A 12,218-nucleotide genomic window follows, 5' to 3' on the forward strand; every position below is an offset into this window, starting at 1 on the left:
CCCGTGTAAAACCGGGGCCGCCTCAGCTCGCCTCGCGCGGGCCCACGCCCAGCGCCTCCGTCGTGGACGGGCTCAGCAGGCATACGAGGGCCGTGAGGGCCACCGCTCCCAGCGCGATGCCCAGCGGGAGCAGGACGCCGCCCGCGGTGGTCATCGCCCAGACGACCGGGATCGCCATCAGCTGCGTGATGACCGCGGGGCCGCGGCTCCAGCTCTTGCGCTGCCACAGGCCGTAGGCCGCCGCGGCCGGCAGCGCGGCCAGGGCCAGGACCGTAAGGCCGCCGAAGAGGGCCTGGCGCTTACTGTCGGGGTCGCCGACGACCAGCATCACCAGCTCGTACAGGCCAAGGCCCGCCACGACCGCCGCCTCCACGCCCGCCAGCGCCGCCGCGATCATCAGGCGGGGCGTGCGGGGGTGGGCGGGGGGCTCGGGGGGTGACGCTGTCATGCGGACCAGACTACCGAGCCCGGTCCGCCGCTCTTGCACTACTCCTCCACCAGCAGCCGTTCGCGGAGCTGGGCCAGGGTGCGGGCCAGGAGCCGGGAGACGTGCATCTGGGAGATGCCGACCTCCTGGGCGATCTGGGACTGGGTCATATTGCCGAAGAAGCGCAGCAGCAGGATCTTCTTCTCGCGCGGCGGGAGCTCCTCCAGCAGCGGCTTCAGCGACTCGCGGTACTCCACGCCCTCGAGGGCCTCGTCCTCCTCGCCGAGGGTGTCCGCGACCGCCGGGGACTCGTCGTCGGTGTCGGGGACGTCCAGGGACAGGGTGGAGTAGGCGTTCGCCGACTCCAGGCCCTCCAGGACCTCTTCCTCGGTGATCTCCAGCTTCTCGGCGAGCTCGTGCACCGTGGGCGCCCGGCCATGCCGCTGGGAGAGCTCCGCCGTGGCCGAGGTCAGGGAAAGCCGCAGCTCCTGCAGCCGGCGCGGGACGCGCACCGCCCAGCCCTTGTCGCGGAAATGCCGCTTGATCTCGCCGACGACGGTGGGGGTGGCATACGTGGAGAACTCCACGCCGCGGTCCGGGTCGAAGCGGTCCACCGACTTGATCAAGCCGATCGTGGCGACCTGGGTGAGGTCGTCGAGGGGCTCGCCGCGATTACGGAAGCGGCGGGCGAGGTGCTCGACCAGGGGCAGGTGCATCTGCACCAGCCTGTTGCGCAGCTCCGCGTACTCAGGCGTGCCCGGGGGGAGCTTGCGCAGCTCGTAGAACATGTCCCGGGCGCCGCTGCGGTCGCGCGGATCATGCCGCTCCGGCCGCTGTGAGGCGTGCTGTCCGTCCATGCTGTGGTCCGCCCGCTCTTGCTCCACCGCCCGGTGTCCCGGGACGAGCGCTTCGTTCACTGCCGGCCCCTCCTCGCGTTCCGTCACGTCGGCACGGGGCCGGCACCACGCTCCTTGTGCAAGCTGATGGTGACCGTCTTGTTGTCGGCGACGGTGGATTCGACCCGTCCTGCCAGGGCTGACAGCACCGTCCAGGCGAAGGTGTCGCGCTCGGGGGCGCGGCCGTCGGTGGTCGGGGCGGAGACCGTGACCAGCAGTGCGTCATCTTCGAGCTCGAAGACGCAACGCAGCACGGAGCCGCGAACGGCCTGCTGGAGGAGGATCGCGCAGGCCTCGTCGACCGCGATGCGCAGATCCTCGATCTCGTCCAGAGTGAAGTCCAGCCGGGCCGCGAGGCCGGCTGTGGCCGTGCGCAGCACCGACAGGTAGGCGCCCGCGGCCGGCAGCCGGACCTCTACGAAGTCCTTCGGGCTGGGCTCGCCTTCGTACTGGGACACCCTCACCTCCAAGGTGAAACTAATCCGTTGAGCGCTGCAGTGCGCCGGTCTGCCCCCTACGGGGGGTAACGGACCGGCGCGGCACAAAGTTCGCCCTGCGACGCTACCGCGAGTAGCTGGCCTGTGTCCCCAGGTCGCGATGAACCGGGGGTGGCCAGGCCTGCGCACCCACGCGCGTCACTTATAGTAAGCCTTCGGGCACGGACAGTGGCTAGGGGTCTGCGGTGCCCAATTCCCGTTCGATCATTGCATGTTGACGCTGCGTGACGTCGCCAGGGTGCGCAGCGGCTCGCCGGAAAGGCGGAAACCGGTCCAGATGTCCTTCTCCTCGGCGCCCAGGGACTTGTAGAAGTCGATCGCCGCGGTGTTCTCCTGGTGCGCCGACCACTCGAAGCGGTCATAGCCGCGCTCGACGCAGATCCCGGCGAGGGCGGCCAGCAGGGCCTTGCCGTGGCCGCCGCTGCGGTGCTGGGGGCGCACGTAGAGATCCTCCAGGTAGACACCGTGGGTGCCGGTCCAGGTGGAGAAGTTACGGAACCACAGGGCGAAGCCGGCGGGCTCGGCCTCTTGGCCCTCGGCCTCGGCGATGAGGGCGAAGACGCCCGGGTCCTCGCCGAAGAGCGCCTCGTACAGCTGCTCGTCGGTGGCCTCGGTCTCGTCCTCGTCGTGGAAGGCGGCGAGCTCGCGGATCATCGCGTGCAGCGCCGGCACATCGTCCGGGACGGCCCTTCTGATCATGGAATCAGGTTACGTCCGAATCGGGGGATCAGCCGGTCGGGATCAGAGGATCAGCTGGTCGACGTAGCACCAGCGCCAGGACTCGCCCGGCTCGAAGCTGCGCATCACCGGGTGGCCTTTTTCCTGGAAGTGGGCGGTGGCGTGCTGATGCGGCGAGGAGTCGCAGCAGCCGACGTAACCGCAGGTCAGGCAGAGTCGCAGCTGGACGGGGTGGCTGCCGAGGGCCACGCACTCCAGGCAGGTGGCGGACAGCGGGGCGGGCTCGGGGGACGGCAGGTCCGAAAGATGTGGGCAATCCTTCATGCAGCCAGGTTAGATCGAGGGCGATGAACGCACTTCCGCTGCTTCTGCTGGTCGCGGGCTCGACGGCGCTGGCCGGCGCGGCCCGGCGCACCCCCGTACCGCCGCCGCTGCTGGTCGTCGCCGCGGGGCTGGCGGCCGCGTACGTACCCGGCGTGCCGGACTACGAGCTCGACCCGCACGTGGTGCTGCCGCTGCTGCTGCCCCCGCTGCTGCACACGGCCGCCCTCGACAGCTCCTACCTGGGCCTGCGCGCCAACAAACGGGCGGTGGGGCTGCTGTCCATCGGCTACACGCTGTTCGCGGCGGTGTCGGTGGGGCTGATCGCGTACGCGGTGATCCCGGAGCTGCCGCTCACCGCCGCGCTGGTGCTGGGCGCGGTGATCGCGCCGCCGGATGCGGTGGCGGCGACGGCGATCGCGCGGCGGGTGGGGCTGCCGTCGCGGGTGACGACGGTGCTGCAGGGCGAGTCGCTGATCAATGACGCGACGGCCATTACGGCGTACAAGGTGGCGCTCGCGGCGGCGGTGGGGGAGGGGGCGACGTGGGCCGGGGGCCTGCGGGAGTTCGCGGTGGCGGCGCTCGGCGGGGTCGGGGTCGGTCTTGCGCTGATGGTGCCGCTGCACTGGCTGCGGCTGCGGCTGAAGGAGCCGCTGCTGCAGAACACGATGTCGCTGCTCATCCCGTACGTCGCCTACATCGCGGCGGAGGCGATGGGGGCGTCGGGGGTGCTCGCGGTGGTCGTGGTCGGGCTTTACCTCGGGCACCGCGCGTACCAAGTCGACTTCGCGACAAGGCTGCAGGAGGCGGCGGTCTGGAAGATGGTCGCCTTCATTCTCGAGTCGGCGGTCTTCGCGCTGATCGGGCTGCAGCTGCCGGTGGTGCTGCGGGAGCTGGGGCCGTATTCGGTGGGGCAGGCGCTGGCGTACGCGGGGGCGGTGCTGGCGGCGGTGGTGGTGATGCGGTTCGTGTGGGTGTATCCGGCGACGTATCTGCCGCGGCTGCTGTGGGCGCGGGGGGAGGGGCTGCCGCCGTGGCAGGTGCCTTTTGTGGTGTCGTGGGCCGGAATGCGGGGGGTCGTATCGCTGGCGATCGCCTTCTCCATCCCCGCGACGGTGGATGGCGGCGGGGACTTTCCGGCGCGGAATCTGGTGCTCTTCCTGACCTTCACGACGGTGATCGGCACGCTGGTGGGGCAGGGGCTGACTCTGCCGCCTCTGGTACGGGTGCTGCGCCTGCCGGGCCGCGACGAGCGGCGGGAGACGCTGGCGGAGGCCCAGGCGCAGAACGCCGCGTCGGCGGCGGCGGAGCGGCGGCTGGACGAGCTGCTGGAGGACCCGTCGAACCAGCTGCCCGGGCCGCTGGAGGAGCGACTGCGGACGGTGCTGCAGCGGCGGCGGAATTCGGTGTGGGAGCGGCTGGGGGGCGTCAATGCCGTCACGGGGGAGTCGGCGGACGACACGTACCGGCGGCTGGCGCGGGAGGCGATTTCCGCGGAGCGGGAGGTGTTCGTGGAGCTGCGCGATGCGAAGCGGATCGATGACGAGATGCTGAGGGTGCTGCTGCGGAGGCTTGACTTGGAGGAGGCGGCGGCTTACCGCGAGGCGGATTAGCCCACCCGCCCACCCGTTGCTGTCGGCGGGAGGGGTGGGGCGGGGCCCGGCTGGGTGGGGGTCCGTGAGGGCGTGGTGCGGTGCGTCTGGGCCGGGGCGGGGGTCCGTGGCGGCGCGGGTGCGGTGCGGGGGCTTGGGGGCGGCGTCGGTGCGGGGGCGTCTCGTGCGCGACGTCGATGCGGGGGATCGGGGCTGGCCTTTCCCTGTCGCTTACTGCAGCGGGTGGGTGGGTGGGTTCGTTGCTGTGATCACTGCTGCCAGCCGGCCGCCCGGCCGGAAGGTGCCGGACGCCGCCAGCGTTGTCAGGCCCCACAGCATCTTCGCCACATAGACGCGCTCCACCGCCAAGCCATGCCGCTGTTCGAAGTCCGCTGCGAATGCGTCCAGTTCCGGGGTCGTACGGGCATAGCCCCCTGCATGGAAGCCGTCCTCCACCCGCCAGCGCCCCCGCGCGGCCCCGAAGGCCGCCTTCTGCAGGTCCGCCACCTCCGCCGCCAGGAACCCGCCCTTCAGCACCGCAAAGCCCACTGACTCGCCAGAAAAGCCGGCCGCCAGGCCCGCCAGCGTGCCGCCCGTGCCGCACGCCACCGCCGCCACGTCCGCGCCCTGCGCGGCGAGTTCTGCGCCCAGTTCGTAACAGCCGCGCACCGCCGCGGCATTGCTGCCGCCCTCCGGCACCGCGTAGAAGTCGCCGAAACGGGCCGCAAGGCCCGGCAGCAGCGCGGACTTGTCGCGATATGCGGCGCGCGTGACGAACTCCAGCCGCATGCCGTCCGCGGCGCACCCGGCCAGCACCGGGTTCAGCGGCCGGTCCGCCAGCTCCGCGCCGCGGACCACGCCGATCGTCGTGAAGCCGAGCAGCCGGCCGGCCGCCGCGGTGGCGCGCAGGTGGTTGGAGTACGCGCCGCCGAAGGTCAGCAGCGCCTGCGCGCCCGCCGCGGCCGCGGCCCTGAGGTTCGGGACCAGCTTGCGCCACTTGTTCCCGGGCAGCTCGGGGTGGATCAGGTCCTCGCGCTTGAGCAGCAGCGTCAGGCCGCGCGCAGTGAAGCGCGGATCGTCCGCCTGCTGCACCGGCGACGGCAGTCGCGGCGCGAGGGCATCGAGGTCGAGGGGGTCACGGGACACGCTCAGGAGCGGGTGATGAAGTCCTCGCCGTTTTGCTGGAGGTGACGCTGGACGGCGTCCAGGGCCTCCTGCACCTGCTGCGGGGAGCCGAGGCCGCGCTGCTCGTTGAAATACGCGGCGCCGAGCTTACGGAGCAGCGCCGCGCCCTCGCGCTGCGACTGCACCTCCTCGACCTTCTCCTTGCCCTGATTGAGCGCCGACTGCGCCTGCGACTTGGCGCGGTCCAGGAAGCTGCTCATAGGTCTGTCTCCTGACGTTTGGTGCGGTAGGTACGGTTGGTGCACAAGTATCCCGTGTGCCCTCAATCAATCAACGAACCCCGCCCGGCCGATGTTCCGGAACAAGCCCGGAACAACCCCGTACCCCGACAAGATGCCCCCACCCGCTTTGGCGGGTTACGCGATCACACCCGACCGGGGCGGCGGCGCAGACTCGGATGGCATGACGGCTACTCGCATGGTGGCGCTGGGCCACTATCAACCCGAACGTGTGCTCACCAACGACGACCTCGCTCAGCTCGTCGATACGAGTGACGAGTGGATCCGGAGCCGGGTCGGGATCCGTACCCGGCATATCGCCGCCGAGGACGAGACGGTCGACGACATGGCCGCCGTGGCGGGCGAGCGGGCCCTCGCCGCCGGAGGCATCCCGGTCGAGTCCGTGGACATGGTGCTGGTCGCCACCTGTACGGCCATCGACCGGAGTCCGTACATGGCGGCGCGGGTCGCCGCGCGGCTGGGGATTCCGGCGCCTGCCGCCATGGATGTGAACACCGCCTGTTCCGGGTTCTCGCATGCCCTCGCCACCGCCGATCATGCGATTCAGGCCGGGGCCGCGCGGCGGGCGCTGGTCATCGGGTCGGAGAAGCTGAGTGCCATGACGGACTGGTCCGACCGGGCCACGTGTGTGCTGGTGGGGGACGGCGCCGGGGCCGCCGTCGTGGAAGCGGCGCCGGAGGGGGAGCCTGGCGGGCTCGGGCCGGTGGTGTGGGGGTCGGTGCCCTCCATGGCCTCGGCGGTACGGATCGAGGGGGAGCCTGGGCGGTTCGGGCAGGAGGGGCAGGCCGTGTATCGGTGGGCCACTACGCAGTTGCCCGGGATCGCGCGGGAGGTGTGCGAGCGGGCCGGGGTGGCGCCCGAGGAGCTGGATGCGGTGGTGCTGCATCAGGCGAACCTGCGGATTGTGGAGCCGGTGGCGGAGCGGTTGGGGGCGGTCAAGGCTGTGGTCGCCACGGATGTGACCGAGTCCGGGAACACCTCGGCGGCGTCGGTGCCGCTCGCTCTGTCGAAGCTGGTCGCTGCCGGGGAGGTGGGGCCGGGGGCGCGGGCGCTGCTGTTCGGGTTCGGGGGCGGGCTGTCGTACGCGGGGCAGGTGGTGACGCTTCCTTAGCCCCTGACCCGCCCCTTCCCGAAACTGGGGGCGTGCCCCAGGCCCCGTTCCTGGGGGCTCCGCCCCCAGACCCCCGTATCGCGCCTGGCGGCGCTCGTCCTCAAACGCCGGACGGGCTGGTGTTTGCCACCTCCAGCGCCATCGTCACCAGCTCCGGCAGCGCCGGATGCCCCGGCCCCTTCCGCCACGCCAGATACACCGGCACCGGCGGGGCATCCGTCAGCGGGCGGAAGACGATCGACGCGTGCGAGTGGATCTTGGGTGTCGCCGAAGTCGTGACGCCCAGCCCTCGCCCGACCATGATCGTCGTCAGCCACTCATCCGTGTTCGTCACCTCGATCGCCGCCGGCGGGCGGGCGCCGGCCGGCCACAGGTCCAGGGACGTCGTGCCCGCGATGGTGTTCATCGCGATCGGGTACGCGGCCAGGTCGGCCAGGGTCAGGGTGTCCCGCGACGTGAGTTCGCTGGTGGCCGGGAGGACCGCGAGCCGGTCCTCGTACAGGAGCAGCTCGGTGACGACATCCGGCGCGTCGACCTCGCCCCGCAGCAGCGCGGCGTCCACCTTGCCGCTGGTGAGGCCGGCCGTACGGTCGTCGATCCGGCGCAGCTCGAGGGGGACGTCGGGGTGGGCCGCGTCCCAGCGGCGCAGGAGCGGGATGGTGAGGTCGCCGTACGCCGCCCAGGGGTGGCCGAGGCGGAGGGGCCAGCGGGTGAGGGTGGCCGGGTTGAGGGCGTCGTCCACTGCTGCCAGGGCGACCGTGGCCTTGTCGCGGAAGGTGCGGCCCGCGGCGGTGAGGTCGAGATGGTGGGTGGAGCGGTCGACCAGGCGGGTGCCGAGGTGGTCCTCGAGCTGGCGGAGCGTACGGGAGAGGGCCGGCTGGCCCGTGTGCAGGCGGGCCGCCGCGCGGGTGACGTTGCCTTCCTCGGCGATCGCGAGGAAGGCGCGCAGATGGCGCAGCTCGATGGTCATGCCCTGCCAGCATAACCGCGGGATATTCGGCATTTCACGGCGAGCCGCGCGGTCCGTAGCGTGAGGGCCATGACGACGAGGGTGGAGACGGCGGGCGCCGCGGGGGCCCGGGTACGAGTGATCAAGGCGGCGGCCGGGCGCGGCAGTGTGGCCGGTGTCGGCCTGGTGCTGGCCGGGACGGTGTCGGTGCAGTTCGGGTCCGCGGTGGCGGCACTGCTCTTTCCGCGGGCCGGGGCGCTGGGCGTGGTGGCGCTGCGGATCGCCATCGCGGCGGTGCTGCTGCTGGTGGTGTGCCGGCCGCGCCTGCGCGGTTATACGCGCCAGGACTGGGCGGTGGTGGCGTGCTTCGGCGTCGCGCTGGGGTGCATGAACATGCTCTTCTACCAGTCCATCGACCGGATTCCGCTGGGCCCCGCGGTGACGCTCGAGGTGCTCGGGCCGCTGGCGCTGTCCGTGATCGCGGCGCGGCGGGCACTCAGCCTCGTGTGGGCGGGTCTCGCGCTCGCCGGTGTCTTCCTGCTGGGACAGGGCGGCTTCGGCGAACTCAACCTCGCGGGCGCCGGCTACGCGCTGGGCGCGGGCGCCATGTGGGCGGCGTACATCGTCTTCAACTCACGGGCGGGCGCCCGCTTCCCGAGGTTGGACGGCCTCGCGATCGCGATGGCGGTGGCGGCGCTGATCAGCTTGCCGCTGGGGGTGGCGTCGTCGGGGTCGGTGCTGCTGGAGCCGGGGGTGCTGGGGCTGGGGCTGGCCGTGGCGCTGCTGTCGTCCGGGCTGCCGTACACGCTGGAGCTGCTCGCGCTGCGGCGGCTGCCGGCGGCGACCTTCGCGGTGCTGATGAGCTTGGCGCCGGGGCTGGCTGCGGCGGCTGGGTGGCTGATTCTGGGGCAGACGCTTTCGCTGGTGCAGTGCTTGGCGATCGCGTTGGTCGTGGTGGCCAGTGCGGGGGCGGTGCGGACGGGGAGGCGGGGCGCTTGATCGAGCGGGCAGGCGGTCGCGTACCGCCCGCCCCGTCCCTCCCCGCTATGCCGCCTGCCGCAGCACCCGCTCCACATCCGCATACCCCGCGCCCTGCCCGGCCAGGACGTCCTGCGCCACCCCCGGCCGCGCCGCCAGCGCGAGCAGCATGTGCTCGCCGCCGATCTGCCGGTCCCCGCGCCCCGTGGCGATACGCAGCGCCTTCGCCAGCGTGTCCTTCGCCGTCGGCGCGAACGGCCGGTGCCCTGCCAGCCGCAGGAGCCGCCGCCCCACCCCACCGCGCTCGTCGGCCATCGCGCCCTCGCCGTGCGTTCCCTCGATGCGCGCGACGACCTCGCCGACGTCGATGCCGAGGCCGGCCAGCGCCGCCTCGTCGGCCTGCGAAAGACCGCCGCGCCGGCGCGCCTCGGCCATCTCGCGTACGACCGTCTCGCGGTCCAGCGCCAGGATGGTCAGCACTCCCGCCACCCGGCCGGTCCGCAGGTCCAGCAGGGCGAGCAGCATGTGCTCATCCGTGATCGTGCCGGCCCCGGCCCGCTCGGCGTGGGCCACGGCCCCCTCCACCACTTCGCGGGCCTCCCGCGTAAAACGCTCGAACATCACTGCCTCCCATGCTTCTTGTGCACGGCCTGCCGGCTCACGCCGAGCTCCGCGGCAATCTCCTGCCACGACCAGCCCTGCGCCCGCGCGGAGCGCACCTGCACGGCCTCCAGCCGCTCCAGAAGCCGCCGCAGCGCGGCGACGGAACGCAGCCCCACGCGGGGGTCGCGGTCGCCGGCGCGCTCGGCAAGATCGGTTGCTTCGGTCATACGTGTCAACCTACATTGACACGCGCACCGATGTCAACCCTGGTTGACAGTGGGGCGGTGGGCGATCAGCCGACCGTCAGCACCACCTTCCCGAACAGCTCCCCCCGCTCCATCCGCTCGAAGCCCTCACGCGCCCGCTCCAGCGGCAGCGGCTCGCCGTCGATCACCGGGCGTACGCCCTTGGCGGCGCAGAAGTTGAGCAGCCCGGCCAGCTCGTCCTTGCTGCCCATCGTCGACCCGACGATCTTCAGCTCCAGGAAGAAGATCCGCTGCAGCTCACCGCTCGGCGGCGTGAATCCGCTGGTCGCGCCCGAGATCACCAGTGTGCCGCCCGGCTTGAGCGACTTGATGGAGTGCGACCAGGTGGCCGCGCCCACCGTCTCCAGCACCGCGTCCACCCGGTGCGGCAGCCGCGCGCCCGTCTCGAAGGCGCCCTCCGCGCCCAGCTGTTCCGCCCGCTTCCGCTTGGCCTCGTCCCGGCTCGTGGCGAAGACCCGCAGCCCGGCCGCGGCGCCGAGCACGATCGCCGCGGTGGCCACGCCGCCGCCCGCCCCCTGCACCAGCACCGAGTCCCCGGGCCGTACGCCCGCATTGGTGAAGAGCATGCGATACGCGGTCAGCCAGGCTGTCGGCAGACAGGCCGCCTCGGCGAAGGACAGCGTGGCCGGCTTCGGCAGCACATTCCACCGCGGTACAGCCACCCGCTCGGCAAAGGTCCCCTGATACCGCTCGGTGAGGATCGACCGCGGCTCCTTGGGCCCGACGCCATGACCGGACTCACCGATCACCGAGTGCAGCACGACCTCGTTCCCGTCGGCGTCCACCCCCGCGGCGTCGCAGCCGAGGATCATCGGCAGCCGCTCGGCGGGGAGTCCGACTCCGCGCAGCGACCAGAGGTCGTGGTGATTGAGGGAGGCGGCCCGTACGTCAATGGTCGTCCAGCCGGCCGGCACCTCGGGCTCGGGGCGGTCCCCCAACTCCAGTCCGGCGAGCGGCTGATCACGGTCGATTCGAGCGGCGTAGGCAGCAAACATGCCCCGAAGCTACGCCCCGGTACCGCCATCCCACCAGCGCGCACGCCCGGGAAGGGACGCATGTCACCACGGCGGCACAGCCAATCTATTTCAGCCGGTTTCAGTCCGCGGCAGTCGGCTGACAGCGCTATGAGAGCGCGGTGAATGCGGCCGGGCCCAAGCTCTGGGCCATGACGACGGCAACGCAGGAGGGGACGACGATGACGAGCACCGCGAACACCGTGAACACCGCCCACACCGGCGGCATCCGGCGCCACGCGGCGGCCTTCGCCCGCTTCGTCGGCCTCGGCGGCGGCGTCACCCTGACCGCCTCCGCGGCGCTGGTGGCGCTCTCCCAGTGGCTGCCCTTCATGGCGGCCAACGCCATGACCACCGTCGCCTCCACCGTGGTCGCCACCGAGCTGCACGCCCGCATCACCTTCCGGGCCGGCAGCCCGGGCCTCCGCGAGCACCTGCAGAGCGCGGCCACCATCGCCGCGGGCTGGCTGGTCACCTCGGGCGCGGTGATGGCGCTGCACGCGATACGGCCCGACGCGGGCATCGCCCTGGAACAGGCCGTCTATCTCTCCGCCACCGGCCTGGTCGGCCTGGGCCGGTACGCGATCCTGCGGCTGGCGGTCTTCACCGAGAAGCAGCCGGCAGCCCCGAAGGCAGTCGTGAACGCGCGACAGGGCGGCACGAGCCTCCGCGACTCGTACCGCCCTGCGGCGTAAGAACCCTGCCTACAGCACCTTCGACAGGAAGGCCTGGGTTCGCTCGTGCTGCGGGTTGTTGAGCACATCGCGCGGGTTGCCCGCCTCGACCACCACGCCGTCGTCCATGAAGACCAGCGAGTCGCCGACCTCGCGGGCGAAGCCCATCTCGTGGGTGACGACGATCATCGTCATGCCCGACCTGGCCAGGTCGCGCATGACGTCCAGCACCTCGCCGACCAGCTCTGGGTCGAGCGCGGACGTCGGCTCGTCGAAGAGCATCAGCTTCGGCTCCATCGCCAGCGCGCGGGCGATGGCGACGCGCTGCTGCTGGCCGCCGGAGAGCTGGGACGGGTAGTTGCCGGCCTTGTCGGCGAGGCCGACGCGGTCGAGGAGCTTCAGCGCCCGCTCGCGTACGGCCTTCTTCGACTCGCCCTTGACCTGGACCGGTGCCTCCATGACGTTCTCGAGCGCCGTCATGTGCGGGAAGAGGTTGAAGCGCTGGAACACCATGCCGATGTCCTTGCGCTGCGCCGCGACCTCCTTGTCCTTCAGCTCGTAGAGCTTGTCGCCCTTCTGGCGGTAACCCACCAGGTGGTCACCGACGTAGAGGCGGCCGGCGTTGATCTTCTCGAGGTGGTTGATGCACCGCAGGAAGGTCGACTTGCCGGAGCCGGACGGGCCGACGATGCAGAAGACCTCGCCCTCCCTGACCTCAAGGTCGATGCCCTTGAGGACGTGGGTGGCGCCGAAGGACTTGTGGACGCTCTCGGACTTGACCATGGTTCG

Annotated in this window: 16 protein-coding genes; 4 read left to right on the plus strand and 12 right to left on the minus strand. The window is 71.7% G+C overall.

Annotated features, from left to right (window positions below; translation table 11 throughout):
- Nucleotides 1-22: 22 nt before the first annotated feature.
- The 5 genes from ACNNMR_RS29520 to ACNNMR_RS29540 all read right to left on the minus strand — a co-directional run bounded on the left by ACNNMR_RS29520 (nucleotide 23) and on the right by ACNNMR_RS29540 (nucleotide 2,822).
- The gene (locus tag ACNNMR_RS29520; RefSeq protein ID WP_419997713.1) at nucleotides 23-448 is read right to left on the minus strand and encodes a hypothetical protein; all 426 of its coding nucleotides are present in this window, start codon (nucleotides 446-448) and stop codon (nucleotides 23-25) included.
- Nucleotides 449-486: 38 nt separating this feature from the next.
- Complete coding sequence (locus tag ACNNMR_RS29525) at nucleotides 487-1,344, minus strand: RNA polymerase sigma factor SigF (RefSeq protein ID WP_419997714.1); 858 nt, start codon at nucleotides 1,342-1,344, stop codon at nucleotides 487-489.
- A gap of 23 nt (nucleotides 1,345-1,367) precedes the next feature.
- Nucleotides 1,368-1,781, minus strand: coding sequence for an anti-sigma regulatory factor (locus tag ACNNMR_RS29530; protein ID WP_419997715.1), 414 nt, complete (start codon nucleotides 1,779-1,781; stop codon nucleotides 1,368-1,370).
- A gap of 243 nt (nucleotides 1,782-2,024) precedes the next feature.
- Nucleotides 2,025-2,519 carry an N-acetyltransferase family protein gene (locus ACNNMR_RS29535; protein ID WP_419997716.1) on the minus strand — a complete coding sequence of 165 codons (495 nt, stop codon included), beginning with the start codon at nucleotides 2,517-2,519 and terminating at the stop codon, nucleotides 2,025-2,027.
- A gap of 42 nt (nucleotides 2,520-2,561) precedes the next feature.
- Complete coding sequence (locus tag ACNNMR_RS29540; protein ID WP_419997717.1) at nucleotides 2,562-2,822, minus strand: UBP-type zinc finger domain-containing protein; 261 nt, start codon at nucleotides 2,820-2,822, stop codon at nucleotides 2,562-2,564.
- Between the two features lie 23 nt (nucleotides 2,823-2,845).
- On the opposite strand from ACNNMR_RS29540, the gene ACNNMR_RS29545 reads away from it, so the two are divergent.
- On the plus strand, nucleotides 2,846-4,432 hold the full coding sequence (locus ACNNMR_RS29545) for a Na+/H+ antiporter (RefSeq protein ID WP_419997718.1): 1,587 nt from the start codon (nucleotides 2,846-2,848) through the stop codon (nucleotides 4,430-4,432).
- Nucleotides 4,433-4,642: 210 nt separating this feature from the next.
- On the opposite strand, the gene ACNNMR_RS29550 is transcribed toward ACNNMR_RS29545, so the two are convergent.
- Both ACNNMR_RS29550 and ACNNMR_RS29555 read right to left on the minus strand, forming a co-directional pair.
- Nucleotides 4,643-5,557, minus strand: coding sequence for a 1-aminocyclopropane-1-carboxylate deaminase/D-cysteine desulfhydrase (locus ACNNMR_RS29550; protein WP_419997719.1), 915 nt, complete (start codon nucleotides 5,555-5,557; stop codon nucleotides 4,643-4,645).
- A gap of 2 nt (nucleotides 5,558-5,559) precedes the next feature.
- Entirely contained in the window at nucleotides 5,560-5,796 is a 237-nt protein-coding gene (locus ACNNMR_RS29555) for a hypothetical protein (protein WP_419997720.1), read from the minus strand.
- Between the two features lie 202 nt (nucleotides 5,797-5,998).
- Here ACNNMR_RS29555 and ACNNMR_RS29560 point away from each other — a divergent pair, with 202 nt between their 5' ends.
- Nucleotides 5,999-6,946 carry a beta-ketoacyl-ACP synthase III gene (locus ACNNMR_RS29560; protein WP_419997721.1) on the plus strand — a complete coding sequence of 316 codons (948 nt, stop codon included), beginning with the start codon at nucleotides 5,999-6,001 and terminating at the stop codon, nucleotides 6,944-6,946.
- A 100-nt stretch (nucleotides 6,947-7,046) separates the two neighbouring features.
- Here ACNNMR_RS29560 and ACNNMR_RS29565 read toward each other — a convergent pair whose 3' ends face one another.
- Entirely contained in the window at nucleotides 7,047-7,916 is an 870-nt protein-coding gene (locus tag ACNNMR_RS29565; protein ID WP_419997722.1) for a LysR family transcriptional regulator, read from the minus strand.
- A 69-nt stretch (nucleotides 7,917-7,985) separates the two neighbouring features.
- Between ACNNMR_RS29565 and ACNNMR_RS29570 the strand changes: the two genes are divergently transcribed.
- Nucleotides 7,986-8,894: an EamA family transporter gene (locus ACNNMR_RS29570; RefSeq protein WP_419997723.1), complete on the plus strand. Its 909-nt coding sequence runs from the start codon at nucleotides 7,986-7,988 to the stop codon at nucleotides 8,892-8,894.
- 45 nt (nucleotides 8,895-8,939) lie between these two features.
- On the opposite strand, the gene ACNNMR_RS29575 is transcribed toward ACNNMR_RS29570, so the two are convergent.
- The 3 genes from ACNNMR_RS29575 to ACNNMR_RS29585 form a co-directional block, all read right to left on the minus strand.
- On the minus strand, nucleotides 8,940-9,494 hold the full coding sequence (locus ACNNMR_RS29575) for a Clp protease N-terminal domain-containing protein (RefSeq protein ID WP_419997724.1): 555 nt from the start codon (nucleotides 9,492-9,494) through the stop codon (nucleotides 8,940-8,942).
- Nucleotides 9,494-9,703, minus strand: coding sequence for a helix-turn-helix domain-containing protein (locus ACNNMR_RS29580; protein ID WP_419997725.1), 210 nt, complete (start codon nucleotides 9,701-9,703; stop codon nucleotides 9,494-9,496). Before ACNNMR_RS29580 ends, ACNNMR_RS29575 begins: the two co-directional genes overlap by 1 nt.
- 65 nt (nucleotides 9,704-9,768) lie before the next feature.
- Nucleotides 9,769-10,737, minus strand: a complete 969-nt coding sequence (locus ACNNMR_RS29585) for a zinc-binding dehydrogenase (RefSeq protein ID WP_419997726.1) — start codon at nucleotides 10,735-10,737, stop codon at nucleotides 9,769-9,771.
- A 170-nt stretch (nucleotides 10,738-10,907) separates the two neighbouring features.
- Between ACNNMR_RS29585 and ACNNMR_RS29590 the strand changes: the two genes are divergently transcribed.
- Nucleotides 10,908-11,450, plus strand: a complete 543-nt coding sequence (locus ACNNMR_RS29590; protein WP_419997727.1) for a GtrA family protein — start codon at nucleotides 10,908-10,910, stop codon at nucleotides 11,448-11,450.
- Nucleotides 11,451-11,459: 9 nt separating this feature from the next.
- Here ACNNMR_RS29590 and ACNNMR_RS29595 read toward each other — a convergent pair whose 3' ends face one another.
- Nucleotides 11,460-12,212 (minus strand): amino acid ABC transporter ATP-binding protein, encoded by a 753-nt coding sequence (locus tag ACNNMR_RS29595; RefSeq protein WP_420000525.1) that lies wholly within the window; start codon nucleotides 12,210-12,212, stop codon nucleotides 11,460-11,462.
- Nucleotides 12,213-12,218 lie beyond the last annotated feature (6 nt).

The organism is Streptomyces boninensis, assembly GCF_048572725.1.
Classification (GTDB): Bacteria; Actinomycetota; Actinomycetes; order Streptomycetales; family Streptomycetaceae; genus Streptomyces; species Streptomyces boninensis.

Excerpts from the sequence above, each read along its gene's own strand:
- ACNNMR_RS29520 (WP_419997713.1), bottom strand. The coding sequence starts at position 448 with ATGACAGCGTCACCCCCCGAGCCCCCCGCCCACCCCCGCACGCCCCGC.
- ACNNMR_RS29535 (WP_419997716.1), bottom strand. The coding sequence starts at position 2,519 with ATGATCAGAAGGGCCGTCCCGGACGATGTGCCGGCGCTGCACGCGATG.
- ACNNMR_RS29540 (WP_419997717.1), bottom strand. The coding sequence starts at position 2,822 with ATGAAGGATTGCCCACATCTTTCGGACCTGCCGTCCCCCGAGCCCGCC.
- ACNNMR_RS29545 (WP_419997718.1), top strand. The coding sequence starts at position 2,846 with ATGAACGCACTTCCGCTGCTTCTGCTGGTCGCGGGCTCGACGGCGCTG.
- ACNNMR_RS29555 (WP_419997720.1), bottom strand. The coding sequence starts at position 5,796 with ATGAGCAGCTTCCTGGACCGCGCCAAGTCGCAGGCGCAGTCGGCGCTC.
- ACNNMR_RS29560 (WP_419997721.1), top strand. The coding sequence starts at position 5,999 with ATGACGGCTACTCGCATGGTGGCGCTGGGCCACTATCAACCCGAACGT.
- ACNNMR_RS29565 (WP_419997722.1), bottom strand. The coding sequence starts at position 7,916 with ATGACCATCGAGCTGCGCCATCTGCGCGCCTTCCTCGCGATCGCCGAG.
- ACNNMR_RS29570 (WP_419997723.1), top strand. The coding sequence starts at position 7,986 with ATGACGACGAGGGTGGAGACGGCGGGCGCCGCGGGGGCCCGGGTACGA.
- ACNNMR_RS29575 (WP_419997724.1), bottom strand. The coding sequence starts at position 9,494 with ATGTTCGAGCGTTTTACGCGGGAGGCCCGCGAAGTGGTGGAGGGGGCC.
- ACNNMR_RS29580 (WP_419997725.1), bottom strand. The coding sequence starts at position 9,703 with ATGACCGAAGCAACCGATCTTGCCGAGCGCGCCGGCGACCGCGACCCC.
- ACNNMR_RS29585 (WP_419997726.1), bottom strand. The coding sequence starts at position 10,737 with ATGTTTGCTGCCTACGCCGCTCGAATCGACCGTGATCAGCCGCTCGCC.
- ACNNMR_RS29590 (WP_419997727.1), top strand. The coding sequence starts at position 10,908 with ATGACGACGGCAACGCAGGAGGGGACGACGATGACGAGCACCGCGAAC.
- ACNNMR_RS29595 (WP_420000525.1), bottom strand. The coding sequence starts at position 12,212 with ATGGTCAAGTCCGAGAGCGTCCACAAGTCCTTCGGCGCCACCCACGTC.